This is a genomic window from Devosia sp. J2-20 (assembly GCF_055808475.1).
Genome location: NZ_CM147870.1, coordinates 3,482,901 through 3,496,549, shown reverse-complemented (window position 1 = coordinate 3,496,549; position 13,649 = coordinate 3,482,901). Strand labels below are relative to the sequence as shown.

Here is a 13,649-nt window from a genome sequence, read left to right as displayed (position 1 = left end):
TGTTCAGGCAATCAGCTCGAAACCCAGGGCGTTGTTGATCGCATCGCGTACCGCGGTCAGTGCACTATTGATGATTCTGGCGGCCAGGCCTTCAATCTTCATGATCGTCGCTGCCAAAGAAGCGATCAGTTGCTTGCGCACCGCCTCGATGTCGGCCTTTACGTCCTGCTCGGTGAACTCTCCCAGTGCAAAGCCCTTGGCAATCAGTGCCAGTTGCTCTGCCATCGATCTGCAGGCGCTTATAGTGGACGCCCGGACATCAGCCCAGAAGTCGCCGGCAGCCTGACGTGCGCTGGCAATCATGTCCGCAAAAATTTCTTCAGAGCTTGGCATATCAGTAGTCCTTTGACCTGATCCCTCCCAGTGCGATGAGCACCGAGTTGTTGATCGCAGTTGTTCCAAGTTTCGCCGCCGTTTCGCCAATCTGTCCTTGGCTCTTGTGCCTGGCCTCGACCCGCACGAAGGCCGCCTGCACGGCATCCAGCATCACCACAACGCAATTTCCCCGCACTTCATCTTCAGTGATCGGTGCGCCGATGATTGCGGCAGCTTCGGCGTCCGACACGATCGGCGGTAGCGGCGCAGTCCTGCTTATCGGGCATTGCCTGCTGCTCAGCAGACTGGCCCGCAGCATCATATTGGCCAGTGTCGCCGTCGCTTTCGGGTAGAACGCCTTGGCAGTGTCGGAAGTGTGGGCACCTGCCGACAGGCCGGCATTGATGCGCATAGTGGTGATGAAGCTGACGGTTTCGGTCTGAAACGTGTTCAGATCATCATCGATCGACTTGTCGTAGCGCTCCCCGATCTGGAAAACGGAACACGCCGACAGCGCCAGCGCGACGACAAGGATAAGGGCAGCCCGGATCATGATACCTACCAGTTTTGAAGGCGTTCAAACGGTGCAGGTGGTTTGATCAGTAGAGGCAAAATCGCCGCTGGCTGCTATTCGCGGACATACTGATCGTAGGATTGCATAGGGGGCGTGGGCGACGCGCCGTACCATAACCGACCCATCCGCCTTTCCATCGTTTGCCCTGCGCGCTACAAGCTTCGCCGCAACGGGGAACGAGAATGGCGACTTACACAGATATGGCCCGCCGGGTGTACAACCACACCTGGAAGCTCGATCCGATCGTGCGCAGCCTGCTTGATACCGATTTTTACAAGCTGCTCATGCTGCAGATGATCTGGGGTCTCTACCCCCAGGTCAACGCGACCTTCTCGCTGATCAACCGCACCAGATCAGTGCGCCTGGCCGATGAAATCGACATCGATGAATTGCGCGCCCAGCTCGATCACGTGCGTGAGCTGCGCTTCACCAAAAAAGAAATGATCTGGCTGGCCGGTAACAGCTTTTACGGCTCCAAGCAGATATTCACCCCGGCCTTTCTCAAATGGCTCGAGGATTTTCGCCTGCCCGAATACAGCCTGGAGCGCCGCGATGGCCAGTTCGTGCTCGAATTTCCCGGCCTGTGGGTCGAGACCTCGATGTGGGAAATCCCCGCGCTCGCCATCATCAACGAGCTGCGCAGCCGCGCCGCGCTCAAGCATTATGGCCCCTTCACGCTCGACGTGCTCTATGCCCGGGCCAAGGCAAAGATGTGGGAAAAGGTCGAGCGCCTGCAAAAGCTCCCCGATCTGCGTATCTCCGATTTCGGCACCCGCCGGCGCCATTCATTCCTCTGGCAGCGTTGGTGCGTCGATGCGCTCAAGGAAGGCATTGGCGACAATTTCACCGGTACCTCCAACGTCAAGCTGGCCATGGATACCGATCTCGAAGCGCTCGGCACCAATGCCCATGAGCTGCCCATGGTCCTGGCCGCGCTTGCGCCCGATGACAAGGCGCTGATGGCCTCGCCCTATCAGGTGCTGCAGGATTGGGAGAGCTATTATGGCGGCAATCTCAAGATCGTGCTTCCCGATGCCTTCGGCACCGATTCCTTTCTCAGGAACGCGCCGGACTGGGTCGCCGACTGGACCGGCTTCCGCCCCGATAGCGCCCCCGCCATTGCCGGTGGAGAGCGCATTATCGAGTGGTGGAAGAGCCGCGGCCGCGACCCGCGCGACAAATTGCTGATCTTTTCCGATGGGCTCGACGTCGACATGATCGAGGAGGCCTATCTGCATTTCGACGGCAGGGTGCGCATGGCCTTTGGCTGGGGCACCAACCTCACCAATGACTTCGCGGGCTGCGAACCCGATGGTCCCAATCCCGGTCTGGAACCGATTTCCATCGTCGCCAAGGTCAGCGAGGCCAATGGCCGCCCTGCGGTAAAACTCTCCGACAATCCCGCCAAGGCCACCGGGACGCCCGAGGAAATCGAGCGCTACCTGCGCCTATTTGGTGGCGCCGGTCGGGTTGAACACGCGGTCAAGGTGTGATCTAGGCGCGTCTTCTCCAATAAAGCACCGCCGCTGCAGAACTTTATGCGGCTCCATGCGTTGTGAGCTCGGGATTATCCACGCACAGCAGTGCCGGGGAGGTCCCTCGGGGCCTGTATGACTTTAGAACTCATTGATATCGCCGTTAAGGACAAGCAGTCCCACCCACGGCTCGCCGGTCGTGTAACCGGCCATGTGCGCGCCGTCCTCAAGGAGGAACTGGACGGTCGCGAGCATATTCATGAGCTTTCGATATCGGTATGGGCCGACGTCGCCGAGCAGACCGCTCCAGACGATGTCGATATGGCGCTCATGCTCAAGGCTGCGCAGATCGTCAAACGCATGAAGGCCAGCGTCGGGCCGCCAGCCTAGTAGGTCTGGGCGAACGCCTGCAGAAACTCGCGCTGTGTCGGGGTCAGCCCGCCCGTGCGGTTGACGGGCTTGGATGGCGCCGGGGGAGTCTCGGGCTCGCTCGACTGATAGCGGTATTGCGGTGCGCGCGAATAATAATAGGCGGCCTGCGCCATGGCGGCATTGGCGAGCAGTCGGCGCTCATCGCGCACGAACCAGACGATCGCCGCCATCACAACGGCCCACATTGCCAGAATCTGCCAAGCCATATCTGCCTCCATCAACTTCGGGGCAGTCATAGCTAATCAATCCTTAACGCCCAAGCGGAACCCGGCGTTAGCATTACCATGTAAAATTGTATTGAATGACCGGTGGGCCGGGCGCTGCGGCCCGATGGGCCGCTAGCCCTTTGTCTTTCCTGAACTATCGACCGGCACCGCATAGAGCTCGAGCCGGTGGTCCACCAGCCGGTAGCCCAGCCGCTTGGCAATCACTTCCTGGATCGCCTCGATTTCCTCATTGCGAAACTCGATCACCGTGCCGCTGCGGATATCGATAAGATGGTCGTGGTGCTCGTCCGGGATCAGCTCGAACCGTGCCCGCCCATCCTTGAAATCATGCTTGGTGACCAGCCCGGCCTCTTCGAACAGGTTCACCGTGCGGTAAACAGTCGAGAGCGAAATGCGGTCGTCGATCGCCGAGGCCCGGCGATACAGCTCTTCCACATCAGGGTGGTCATCGGCGGATTCGATCACCCGGGCAATCACGCGACGCTGGTCCGTCATGCGCATGCCTTTGGCAACGCAGGCTTCTTCCAGCGTTGGGTCGGTCTGGGTTTTGCTCACGCCCTGGCTCCCAACCGGGTTTGTCATGTCTCCGGGTTACCCAAGATCGGTGGCCATGACAAGCGCGGTGGCCGCTGATCCTTCGGGCTTGGGGTAATAGCCCTTGCGGCTCGAGATCCTGGCAAATCCCAGCCGCTCATAGAGCTTGATCGCGGCCGTGTTCTCTTCGCTGACCTCAAGGAACATCCGCTTGGCCGGACTCATCAGCAGGTCGGCGAACGCCGCCTTCATCAGCGCCAGCCCCAGCCCCTTGCCGCGCCATTTGGGGTCCACCGCAATGGTCAGCAATTCGGCTTCGTCTGCGGCAATCCGCACCAGCGCAAACCCGGCAATCCGCCGCTTGGCGTCACACACCACATAGACCGGGGTATCGCGCTCGCTCAGAAAACTGGCAAACTCGGCACTGGGCCAGCCGCGATAAAAGCCCTTGGCGTGGATGCGCGCCAATTCATCGGCATCCTTGGTCTGTCCCGGTTCAATATGCAGCCCGGCAGGGGCCATCCACAGCTTGATCACACATTCAGCCTTTCCACACGCCCCGCTGTCTGCGGCTTGGCATCGGCATCGCGCACATAGCTGGCCTCGGGCATATGGGTCGCCGGGTCAGCCTGAGCCCCATATTGCGCCAGCAAGCCGATATCGACAAACGGCGAACTGATCAGCGTGGTATCGGGCGGAATGGCCGCCTGCGCCAGCACCATGGCCACCAGATCGGGCGGCGTCAGCGCCACGCCTGCCCCGGCAAAAATCTGGAAATACGCCTCACCGCGCCGCGCATCGAGCAGCACTGTCGATGGCCCTGCCACGCTCAGCGACAGCGCCAACAGGCTCGGCACCCCAATCACCGGAATAGTGCGGGCCAGCCCGATCCCCCGCGCCGCGCTCAGCCCGATCCGCAGCCCGGTAAACGAGCCCGGTCCGGTCGTGGTCACTACCCGGCTCAGATCGGCATAGCCCACCCCGTTGCGGCCCAGCAATTGGGCAATGCGGCCAAAGATCGCCTCGGCCTGTCCGGTCGCCATTTCATCGACCGACACATCCACCGATCCATCGGCCAGCAACAGAGCCAGTTGCAGCCGCGGTGCTGCCGTATCAATGGCCAGCACGATACCGTGCGTCGGGCTCATCGTTTCGCCGCCTTGGCCGCCGCTGCTGCATTGCGGGCCCGCGACGCTTCAGCTTCGGCCCGCTTGCGCGCCCGTGCATCGGCTGCGGCCACCGCCGCGCCGTCACCCAGATGAGCCCCGCCGCGCTTTTCGGCCAGTTCCATCTGCTTTTGCCGCTCCTGCGCCGCCGCGTGCTTGGCCTCGTCATGCGCGCAATAAGGGCAGCTGACCCCTTCATGATAGGCCGGGTCGGCCCGGTCGGTCGCGGTCAGCGGATGCCGGCAGGCCCGGCACAGCGTAGCATCGCCCTCGACCAGCCCATGGCCCACCGCCACCCGCTCGTCGAACACGAAGCACTCGCCGGCAAACCGGCTCTCGGCCTCGGGTACCACTTCGAGATATTTCAAAATCCCGCCCTTGAGGTGAAACACCTCTTCAAAGCCGCGGCTCAGCAGATAGCTCGAGGCCTTTTCGCAGCGGATGCCCCCGGTGCAGAACATCGCCACCTTCTTGTCCCGGGCCGGGTCCAGATGGGTTTCGACATAGTCCTTGAACTCGGTAAAGGTCTGGGTCTTGGGGTCCAGCGCCCGGCTGAACGTGCCCAGCCCCACCTCATAATCATTGCGCGTATCGACCAGCACCACATCATTGCGCTCGATCAGCCCGTTCCAGTCTGCGGGCTCGACATAGGTACCCACCGTCTTGGCCGGATTGGCCTCGGGCGCCCGCAGCGTCACGATTTCGGGCTTCAGCCGCACTTTCATGCGCAAGAACGGCATCTCGCTGGCGGCCGAATATTTCACTTCGGCGCCCGCCAGCCGGTCCCCGAACGCGCCGGTTTCAAACAGCCATTCGGCCAGCGCATCGATTGCCGCCGGTGTGCCCGCCACCGTGCCATTGATTCCCTCGGGCGCCAGGATCAGCGTCCCCTTGATCTCGCCACCGGCACACAATTGCGCCAGCGCCGGCTGGATGGCTTCGACGTCGGGCAGATCGGCAAATTTATAGATCGCCATCACCTTGTATGGCAGATCGTCTTGGGGCAGATTAGAGGTCATATGACTTTTCGGCGGGTTGCTTTGCCCGCTCATACCATTGCCCGCGCGCGCGGCCAAATCAGAACATGACACGGAGCTTACCATGACCTATCGGGCCGATACGGCACGCTATGACACCATGCAATACCGCCACTCGGGCCGCTCGGGCCTGCAGCTGCCGGTGATCAGCCTGGGCCTGTGGCAGAATTTCGGTGGCACGCGCGACTACCCCTCTGCCATGGAAATCCTCGGTCACGCCTTTGATGCGGGCATCACCCATTTCGATCTCGCCAATAATTACGGCCCCCTCCCGGCTCCTCCGAGGAGCTGTTCGGTCAGGTCATGGCCCGCGATTTCCGTCCCTATCGCGATGAGATGATTGTCTCCACCAAGGCCGGCTACGGCATGTGGCCCGGCCCCTATGGCGAATTCGGCAGCCGCAAATACCTGCTCGCCAGCCTGGATCAGTCGCTCAAGCGCATGGGTCTCGATTACGTCGATATCTTCTATTCGCACCGCTACGATCCCAACACCCCGCTCGAAGAGACCATGGGCGCGCTGGCCCATGCCGTGCGCAGCGGCAAGGCGCTCTATGTCGGCATTTCGAGCTATCCCGAAGCCGAGACCCGCGAAGCCTATCGCATCCTCAAGGAAATGGGCGTGGCCACCACCATCCACCAGCCTTCCTATTCCATGATCAATCGCTGGATCGAAAACGATCGCACCATCGACGCCTGTGGTGATCTGGGCATTGGCATCATCGCCTTCTCGCCGCTGGCGCAGGGCGTGCTCTCGGGCAAGTACAATAAGGGCGACAAGTCCGGCACCCGTGGCGAAAACCCCAATGGCAGCCTGCGCGCCAGCCATATCGAACCGCGCGTTCTGGCCGCTGTCGACAAGCTCGGCGAGATCGCCAAATCCCGTGGCCAGACCATGGTGCAGCTGGCGCTCTCTTGGGTGCTGCGCCGCCCCGAAATGACCTCGGCCCTGATCGGTGTGCGCAATCTCGATCAGCTCAAGGACAATCTGGGCGTGCTCAACAATCTGAGCCTGTCGGATGACGAAATCGCCGCCATCGACGACGCCACCAAAGACGGCCAGATGGAACTCCATCCCCGTCCCTCCGGCTGGCTGCGCTAAACCCCATGGCTGTCAGCAGGACCCGCCTGATCGAGTTGATCGGTCTGGATGAACCGGCGGTGGAGCTTGTCTCCGCCGCCACCACCACCCATGCCGATTACGCCGTTGAAACCCTGGTGCTGCGCCTCGGCGACACCGAGGTGCGCGGCCTGCTGACCCGGCCGCTCAATCCCGCTGGCCCCCTGCCGGCCATTCTCTATGGCCACTCCCATGGCGGTGGCTACGCCATTGGTGCAGCCGAACTGCTCGACGGCCGCGACTATCTGGTCGATCCCCTCGGCCCGGTCTTTGCCCGCGCCGGCTATGTCACCCTGGCCATCGACATGCCCGTGTTTGGCGAGCGCTCTGATGTCAGCGAATCCGCTGCTGCCAAGGCACTGCTCTGGATGGGTAAATCCCTGTTCGGCCAGATGCTGAGCGATCACGCCGCTGCGCTGACCTATCTCGCGGGCCGCAATGACGTTGACCCTGACCGCATCGGCGCCTTCGGTATCTCCATGGGCTCAACCCTGAGCTATTGGCTCGCCGCCATGGATCCCCGCCTCAAGGCGGTGGCCCATCTGTGCTGCTTTGCCGATCAGGCCACCATGATCGAGCTGGGTGCCCATGATGGCCACGGCATCTATATGATGATCCCCGGCCTGCTCGCCGAAACCGACGCTGGCCCTATCGCCGCGCTGATCGCCCCGCGCCCGCAACTGGTCTGCATCGGACAGGCCGATCACCTCACGCCGCCGCTGGCTGTCGCCCGCGCCTGGGCCGACCTCGAACCCGCCTATGCCGCCGCCCCCGACAATCTGCAGCTGCTCAGCGAACCCGGCATCGGCCACCGCGAAACCCCAACCTCCCGCGCCGCCATGCTGGCCTTCTTCGCAAATCACCTCTAGCGCTAGGCGATGCCCCCAAACACGGTGTTACCCCGGGCTTGACCCGGGGGCATCCTGAGATGCCTGTGCCGCTTCAGGTTAGATCGTATGGGGCTCCACCCGCATTCGCCAGCGCCGCCGCGCCGCTTGAATCCCGCCCCATCCACCGCGCTGTTCCTCCCCCTTCAGGGGGAGGCTAGGTGGGGCGACCTGCCTCTGCCGAGAGGGCCTTGCCAGAAATATCCGCATCCCTTGTCGAATTGGCGCAGACTTGATCGTCGTGGGGGTGCGAGACCTTGTTTCAGCCCGCCAAATGGAGAATTTTGCATGCGTTACTTTTTGAGCATCATCCCGCCCGCCGACCTCAAGCCCGAAGACGTTCCGCAGTCACTGATGGACGCCATGGGCCCATGGATGGAGCAGAACCTCGCCAGCGGCGCCCTGGTCTCCACTGGCGGCCTTACGCCCGCAGAGCAGGGCAGGCGTCTAAAGGGCCATACCGGCGAGATCGCCGTCACCGACGGCCCGTTCGCCGAAGCCAAGGAAGTCATTGGCGGCTATGCCGTTTTCGAGGCCGCCGACATGGCCGGTGCCACGACACTGGCCAAAACGTTCCTGCAGTTGCACCTCGATCACGGCCTGACCGACATTGTGCTGGAGCTGCGCGAAATCGCCGGCGGCGCCAACTACTAAGCGCGGCCCACCGTTTCGTCGCCGGCCCGGCATCTCTAGCGCGCATGCGGGCTTGGACCATCTCCCCAACCACAGCGCGTCACCCTCGGGCCTGACCCGAGGGCTCTGTACTTGCTGAAACTGAGTTGAGTTCAACCTCCTCGGGTCAAGCGAGAGGGTGACGACTGGAAGACTGCGGCACAAAACCCGCCAAACCCACAACGCCCCCACTCCCCTTGATAGCAAGGCCGGGAGGGGGTGTTATAGCTCCAGTGGAGCGGCTTCAGGTAAGAACGCCATGTGAAAAGCGCTCGAATGGCAAGCCGGGAGGGGAGGGGGAGACCCGCCATCACCGGCTGCCCCACAGCCTTCAAACCCGCACCCCACCCACCGGGCCATTCCGGCGCAGGCCGGAATCCATCCTGAGATTGTTGAACAGCCGCCAGATCGGGCATTCGGGCAGGTTTGCGCCAGCAGCAATCGACCCCATTTTGGACGTTGGGGGTCGAAGCGTTCAGTCTCGAAAGCGGCCATTATCAGGAATTTGCCACTGGCAGCTTTACGCCCAGTTTCTGTCGTTCAAGTCGCTTCGACGTTTTCATAAAGCTGCCATCCCGCCTTGAGTTGGCAAAGACCGAGCTGGGATAGAAAGTCTCCGACTGCTCTTTGGAGGAAAAAAGGGCGGTGTGGGGGAAAGGTTCGAAAGAGACGAGACTCCTGCGTGCCCAATTGCATAGCAGTAGATTATCGGCCCAAAATCGAGGGCTCAAGGATTGACGAGGCGAGACGTTGGCAGACGAAATTAAGGGACTAGATCTGAAGCTCGTTGGCGATCTATTCGGAACCGGATATGTCATGGATTTCACGAACCGGACCTACGCCGATTTCTTCCGCGATGATGTCGGTATCGATATTTACGACGACGCGTATCTTGTCGAGGATGGCAACTCGAAGGGCAAGCGCTTGCGGACGTTTCTGCAGCGCGGGCAAAAGGCCGCAATCGTGAAGGCATTGCACGGGCTCTGGCAATGGCGCGTGCTGTATCGGGCGACGTCCTTTCCGAATGAGGCCGATAGCGTCCCTCAGGCTCGCGAACGTCTTAGCGAATTGATCGTGCGGCTTGGCGGCAGGCCCATCGCCAGCAACGAAGACGAGCCACTGCAAACTACAGCGCCGATGCCATCTTCGCGTCCAAACGGGAGCGTGCTACTGGCGTTGGAGCAGGAATTCTTGTCGCTCGTTGCCATGGACGACCAACCATTCGCGCGCGGCCTTGGGTTCGAACATTTCCTGAAAAAGTGGTTCGATGCTTGGGACCTTGACCCGCACGCGGCATTCTCGACTAAGAGCGAACAGATCGACGGCAGCTTTCATCATGACAACACCACCTACCTCGTCGAGGCAAAGTGGCAAACCAAGCCGACAAACGGTGCTATGCTGCACGCCTTCCAAGGCAAGTTGCAGGAACGGGCAGACTGGACGCGTGGCCTCTTTGTCAGCTACGGCGGATATTCGGACCAGAGCTTCGATGCCTTCACTGCCAAACGGCTAATTATGATGGAGGGCACCGACATCTATCATGCAGTCAACCGGCGGCTCGATCTGGGCGAGGTGATCCGGCGTAAGGTGCGGCACCACTCTGAGTACCGGCAACCTTTCGCCAAGGTGACAGACCTGTTTTCCGCCTAAAGATTGAGCATCACAATGATACAGCAACTCTAACGCGAGCTTGCCGATGGCTCAGCCAAATCCAGATCTGTCATTGCTACACGCCCACGCTGAACGTCCAGCTTCCGGGCTGGCTGATCCAAAACCTGCCAGTCGCCTTCCCATCCCAAAGGCGTCGGTCACAGTCCCCCAGCTACTCCGGAAACTCCCGCTCCGTTCTGACATAGCTCACACTCGTCGGCCGCCGCCGCCGCTCGGTCGCCTTGCAGCGCTTGATGATGGCGCGCACCCGCTTGATCACGCCAATGCCCATGCCCTCGATCTCAAGCAGTTTGGGGCCTTCCATCTTGTCGATTTCGCCCAGTGTTTTCAGCCCGCAGCTTTGCAGCTTCTTGCCGGTGCCGTCATCGTCGCGCAGATCGATCACCGCAATCTCCTGCCATTTGATCACGCCGCGCAGCCAGGCCCGGTAACTATCGGCCATGGGCAGCCCCCTGATTGAGATAGCCATTCACGCTGGCTGGCACTTCGGTCGCCAGCCAGCTGCGCAGGGCGCGCAGCTTGCGGCTTTCGCGCCGTCCCTTGGCCACCACCAGCCAATAGCCTTGCGGGCCTTCCACCGTCTGGTTGAACGGGCGCACCAGCCGCCCGTCGCTCACCGCATCGGCGCTCATCATATCCGCAGCCATCAGCACACCCTGTTCGGAAATCGCCGCATCAAACGCCAGCGAGGCGTCCGAATAGGTCGGTCCGGTCAATTTGATTTTGGGGTCCAGCCCCACCGCATTGCGCCAGGCGTCCCAGCTCAGCTGCGTCGTCTGGTCCTGAATGACCGGCACGCGCGCCAGATCACCCAGCCCGCTCAGCCGTTCGGCCACCGGCGGCGCACACACGGGCTGATAGGCGGTGCCGCCCACCAGTTCTGCGCTCACCCCCGGCCAGCGCCCATGCCCGAAACGAATGCCGCAATCGACGTCAGGTCGGCTCAGATCCACCATATTGCTCGTCACATTCAGTCGCAGTTCGATATCGGGATGGGTCTGGCTGAATTTGGTGATCCGCCAGATCAGCCAGCGCGAGGCAAACACGCTCCCCACTGTCAGGTTGAGCACGCTTTCGTCGCTTCCTTTCAGGCTCGCCAACCCGTCGGCCAGCTCGATAAAGCCTGCGGTCAGTTGCGGCAGCGCCGCCTTGAGCAGCGGCAGGGGTTTCAGCCCGCTCGGCGTGCGCTCGAACAATTCCATGCCCAGACGTTCTTCGGCCCGGCGCAGATGCTGGCTCACAGCCCCAATGGTTACTCCAAGTTCCTCGGCCGCTGGCGCCAGTGCGCCGCGGCGGGCCACAATTTCGATAGCCCGCAAGGCGTTAAGCGGGATGGGGAAGGGGTTTTGCATATAGTTTTTCTATACCAGCATTGCGACCTTGTCCATTGTAACGCGCCGTCATAGGGCCCATATGCTGCATCACTAGTAACGCAAGACCCAAAGGAGGTCACAAAATGTCTACACTATCCAAGTTTGTGCGCCGCCTCGTCGCGCGCACCAGCCCCACACCCCGGTCCAGCCGGGATATGGACAATCTGTCGCTGCGCGATTGGGCGGATCTGCCCGTTCATCACCCACGTTCGGACCATACGTCGTTCTGAAGCCACATTCGGGACGTTCAAGGGGGACAATAACTCCTCCGAGGTGCCCCGATGTATAAAACTCTCGCCGTGCTAACCGTCCTTGCCCTTGGCCTCCAACCCGCCATTGCGCAGGACGCCGCCCCGGCAGTGCCTGAAGCTGCCGCGCCGACCACATCTGATGCCGCCCCTGCCGCTCAGACAATTGTGGTCGATCCGGCTGCCACTTTCCCCAACGCTTCCAAACAAACCAATCTGCTCACCGGCTTTTACGCAACCCTGGCCGTGATCGAGATCTGCGCGCTACCCATCCCCGATGATATCAAATCGGGCATGGCTGGCGATCGCACCCGGCTTGAAGCCAGCGTGGGGCTCGATGCCGTCAAGGCGGGCGAAGCCTATGCCAAGGTCCTGGCCGAAGTGCAGTCCACCGATCCCGATTGCGCCGAAGGCAGCGCTGATCGCGCCAGCGTTGACGCGGTTACCGCTATCTATGCCCAGGCTTCGGCCGCCGCAGCGCCCGCCCAATAGACAGCATCCCAGCGGCGCGGCGGGCATGCCAACTCTTGCCGCCGCGCAGCGCCCTGCCTATCGTCCGCTTTGAGGGAAGGGGCATCGATGGCGCAGTCTGATCCACATACCCAGGCAAGGCTTCTGCACGGCGGCTGTCGCTGCGGCGCCGTGCGCTACCAGGCGCGCGACAGTTTTCTCTACGCCCTCAATTGCCACTGTTCGCGCTGCCGCGCCGCCAGCGGTAGCGCCTTTCGCGCCATAGCGGCCTTGCTGCCCCAGGATTTTCGCCTCACCCAGGGCGCCGACGCCGTCTTTATCGATGGTGATCCCGACAGCACCCATGATGTGCACTGCGTCGCCTGCGGCAGCCTGCTCTATTCGTGGATTGCCGAGCCGGACAATAGCCGCATCCACCTGCCCATGGGCACGCTGCACGACACGCCCACCATGCGCCCGCAAATGCATATCTGCGTCGGCTCCAAGGCGCCCTGGTACGATATTCTCGATGACCTGCCGCAATTTGACGGCCTGCCCGGCGCCTGAGCCTATTCGCAGATCAGCGCCGTGCAGCTATGGCCGTGGCATCCAAGATCAAGATGCAGATGGTCATCATGATCCGCATTCGCCTCCGGCCCCAGCACGGTGGTGAACGCCCCGCACGCCGCATCATGGGCCAGCCGCAGCATCCGCCCTTGCGGCGCATTGCCGGGTAGCCAATCAGTCTTGACGGCAATGATCCGCCCATCCGCCAGCGTGAAGCCACTGATATCAAGCGCATTGGCAAAGCCATGCTCGGACACAAATCCGGTCTCGCCATTATTGCGCAGCCGGCACATATAGCCCGGCCCGGTGTTGATCTGCGCCAGTGCGCTGTCCAGCATCGCGCTGGCATAGCCATCCACCTGCGCCACCCAGCTGGGCAGGGCGCTGGCCATGGCGCAACTGGTCGTCACCGGGCTCGATAACGGCACCATCCGCCCCCGGCTGAGCACCGCCGTCACCACCAGCGGCGATTGGATGCCGCAGGCGCCCTCTTCGATCGGACCGCCCATCGTTGCGTCGACAAAACCCTGCAACACCGCCGGGCACGCCCCCTGGTAGACCCGCGCCGGTTCCGACTCCGGTGCTGCCACCTCTTCGCTCATGGGCTCTGCATCATCTGCCGGCGGCGTTTCAGCCTCAGCGTCCGTCGCCCCATCAAAATCAGGCCGGGGCAGGGGCACAGGCGGCAACACCGGCGCCACCTTCGGCCTCTCAACCACTGGCCGATCCGGCGGTTTGGGCCCTGCCGGTGGTGGCGAGCGCGAATCCTGCGCCGGCGCTGTCAGCTCATTGGCCAGCTCCTGCAACCCATCCAGCCAGTCCTGCCCCAGGGCAGGTGTGGCCACGCTCAGCAACAGCACAACAAACAGGCTTTTGATCACATCCATCCCGCCCAACGCCCC

Annotated in this window: 18 protein-coding genes and 1 pseudogene; 9 read left to right on the top strand and 10 right to left on the bottom strand. The window is 62.0% G+C overall.

Annotated elements, in window-relative coordinates:
* Nucleotides 1-3: 3 nt before the first annotated feature.
* Nucleotides 4-333, bottom strand: coding sequence for a hypothetical protein (locus AC0L37_RS17335; protein ID WP_212659248.1), 330 nt, complete (start codon nucleotides 331-333; stop codon nucleotides 4-6).
* Between the two features lies 1 nt (nucleotide 334).
* Nucleotides 335-868, bottom strand: a complete 534-nt coding sequence (locus tag AC0L37_RS17330; RefSeq protein ID WP_282222501.1) for a hypothetical protein — start codon at nucleotides 866-868, stop codon at nucleotides 335-337.
* A gap of 203 nt (nucleotides 869-1,071) precedes the next feature.
* Here AC0L37_RS17330 and pncB point away from each other — a divergent pair, with 203 nt between their 5' ends.
* Nucleotides 1,072-2,382, top strand: a complete 1,311-nt coding sequence (pncB, locus tag AC0L37_RS17325; RefSeq protein WP_282222502.1) for a nicotinate phosphoribosyltransferase — start codon at nucleotides 1,072-1,074, stop codon at nucleotides 2,380-2,382.
* A gap of 117 nt (nucleotides 2,383-2,499) precedes the next feature.
* Complete coding sequence (locus AC0L37_RS17320) at nucleotides 2,500-2,754, top strand: hypothetical protein (RefSeq protein WP_212659251.1); 255 nt, start codon at nucleotides 2,500-2,502, stop codon at nucleotides 2,752-2,754.
* Here AC0L37_RS17320 and AC0L37_RS17315 read toward each other — a convergent pair.
* The 5 genes from AC0L37_RS17315 to trhO form a co-directional block, all read right to left on the bottom strand.
* Nucleotides 2,751-3,002, bottom strand: coding sequence for a hypothetical protein (locus AC0L37_RS17315; protein ID WP_282222503.1), 252 nt, complete (start codon nucleotides 3,000-3,002; stop codon nucleotides 2,751-2,753). The two genes, AC0L37_RS17320 and AC0L37_RS17315, sit on opposite strands and share 4 nt — an antisense overlap.
* A 132-nt stretch (nucleotides 3,003-3,134) precedes the next feature.
* Nucleotides 3,135-3,524 carry a Fur family transcriptional regulator gene (locus tag AC0L37_RS17310; RefSeq protein WP_427857112.1) on the bottom strand — a complete coding sequence of 130 codons (390 nt, stop codon included), beginning with the start codon at nucleotides 3,522-3,524 and terminating at the stop codon, nucleotides 3,135-3,137.
* Between the two features lie 90 nt (nucleotides 3,525-3,614).
* Nucleotides 3,615-4,094, bottom strand: coding sequence for a ribosomal protein S18-alanine N-acetyltransferase (rimI, locus tag AC0L37_RS17305; protein WP_282222505.1), 480 nt, complete (start codon nucleotides 4,092-4,094; stop codon nucleotides 3,615-3,617).
* A complete protein-coding gene (tsaB, locus tag AC0L37_RS17300) occupies nucleotides 4,091-4,705 on the bottom strand; it encodes a tRNA (adenosine(37)-N6)-threonylcarbamoyltransferase complex dimerization subunit type 1 TsaB (protein ID WP_269371933.1) in 615 nt (204 codons plus the stop codon). Before tsaB ends, rimI begins: the two co-directional genes overlap by 4 nt.
* Nucleotides 4,702-5,742 carry an oxygen-dependent tRNA uridine(34) hydroxylase TrhO gene (trhO, locus tag AC0L37_RS17295; RefSeq protein ID WP_282222506.1) on the bottom strand — a complete coding sequence of 347 codons (1,041 nt, stop codon included), beginning with the start codon at nucleotides 5,740-5,742 and terminating at the stop codon, nucleotides 4,702-4,704. Before trhO ends, tsaB begins: the two co-directional genes overlap by 4 nt.
* Nucleotides 5,743-5,824: 82 nt before the next feature.
* On the opposite strand from trhO, the pseudogene AC0L37_RS17290 reads away from it, so the two are divergent.
* The 4 genes and pseudogenes from AC0L37_RS17290 to AC0L37_RS17275 all read left to right on the top strand — a co-directional run bounded on the left by AC0L37_RS17290 (nucleotide 5,825) and on the right by AC0L37_RS17275 (nucleotide 10,088).
* A pseudogene (locus AC0L37_RS17290) lies at nucleotides 5,825-6,861 on the top strand (aldo/keto reductase).
* Nucleotides 6,862-6,866: 5 nt separating this feature from the next.
* A complete protein-coding gene (locus tag AC0L37_RS17285) occupies nucleotides 6,867-7,748 on the top strand; it encodes an alpha/beta hydrolase family protein (RefSeq protein WP_282222507.1) in 882 nt (293 codons plus the stop codon).
* Between the two features lie 306 nt (nucleotides 7,749-8,054).
* Nucleotides 8,055-8,420, top strand: a complete 366-nt coding sequence (locus AC0L37_RS17280; protein ID WP_282222508.1) for a YciI family protein — start codon at nucleotides 8,055-8,057, stop codon at nucleotides 8,418-8,420.
* Nucleotides 8,421-9,254: 834 nt separating this feature from the next.
* Nucleotides 9,255-10,088, top strand: coding sequence for a restriction endonuclease (locus tag AC0L37_RS17275; protein WP_282222509.1), 834 nt, complete (start codon nucleotides 9,255-9,257; stop codon nucleotides 10,086-10,088).
* Nucleotides 10,089-10,260: 172 nt separating this feature from the next.
* On the opposite strand, the gene AC0L37_RS17270 is transcribed toward AC0L37_RS17275, so the two are convergent.
* Both AC0L37_RS17270 and AC0L37_RS17265 read right to left on the bottom strand, forming a co-directional pair.
* Nucleotides 10,261-10,551, bottom strand: coding sequence for a hypothetical protein (locus tag AC0L37_RS17270; protein ID WP_212659261.1), 291 nt, complete (start codon nucleotides 10,549-10,551; stop codon nucleotides 10,261-10,263).
* Nucleotides 10,541-11,461 (bottom strand): LysR substrate-binding domain-containing protein, encoded by a 921-nt coding sequence (locus AC0L37_RS17265; protein WP_212659262.1) that lies wholly within the window; start codon nucleotides 11,459-11,461, stop codon nucleotides 10,541-10,543. Before AC0L37_RS17265 ends, AC0L37_RS17270 begins: the two co-directional genes overlap by 11 nt.
* A gap of 104 nt (nucleotides 11,462-11,565) precedes the next feature.
* Here AC0L37_RS17265 and AC0L37_RS17260 point away from each other — a divergent pair, with 104 nt between their 5' ends.
* The 3 genes from AC0L37_RS17260 (at nucleotide 11,566) to AC0L37_RS17250 (ending at nucleotide 12,747) form a co-directional block, all read left to right on the top strand.
* Nucleotides 11,566-11,712: a hypothetical protein gene (locus AC0L37_RS17260; RefSeq protein WP_282222510.1), complete on the top strand. Its 147-nt coding sequence runs from the start codon at nucleotides 11,566-11,568 to the stop codon at nucleotides 11,710-11,712.
* 51 nt (nucleotides 11,713-11,763) lie between these two features.
* Nucleotides 11,764-12,222, top strand: a complete 459-nt coding sequence (locus AC0L37_RS17255) for a hypothetical protein (RefSeq protein ID WP_212659264.1) — start codon at nucleotides 11,764-11,766, stop codon at nucleotides 12,220-12,222.
* 87 nt (nucleotides 12,223-12,309) lie between these two features.
* Nucleotides 12,310-12,747: a GFA family protein gene (locus AC0L37_RS17250; RefSeq protein WP_282222511.1), complete on the top strand. Its 438-nt coding sequence runs from the start codon at nucleotides 12,310-12,312 to the stop codon at nucleotides 12,745-12,747.
* A 2-nt stretch (nucleotides 12,748-12,749) separates the two neighbouring features.
* Here AC0L37_RS17250 and AC0L37_RS17245 read toward each other — a convergent pair whose 3' ends face one another.
* The gene (locus AC0L37_RS17245; RefSeq protein WP_282222512.1) at nucleotides 12,750-13,634 is read right to left on the bottom strand and encodes an extensin-like domain-containing protein; all 885 of its coding nucleotides are present in this window, start codon (nucleotides 13,632-13,634) and stop codon (nucleotides 12,750-12,752) included.
* Nucleotides 13,635-13,649: the final 15 nt, after the last annotated feature.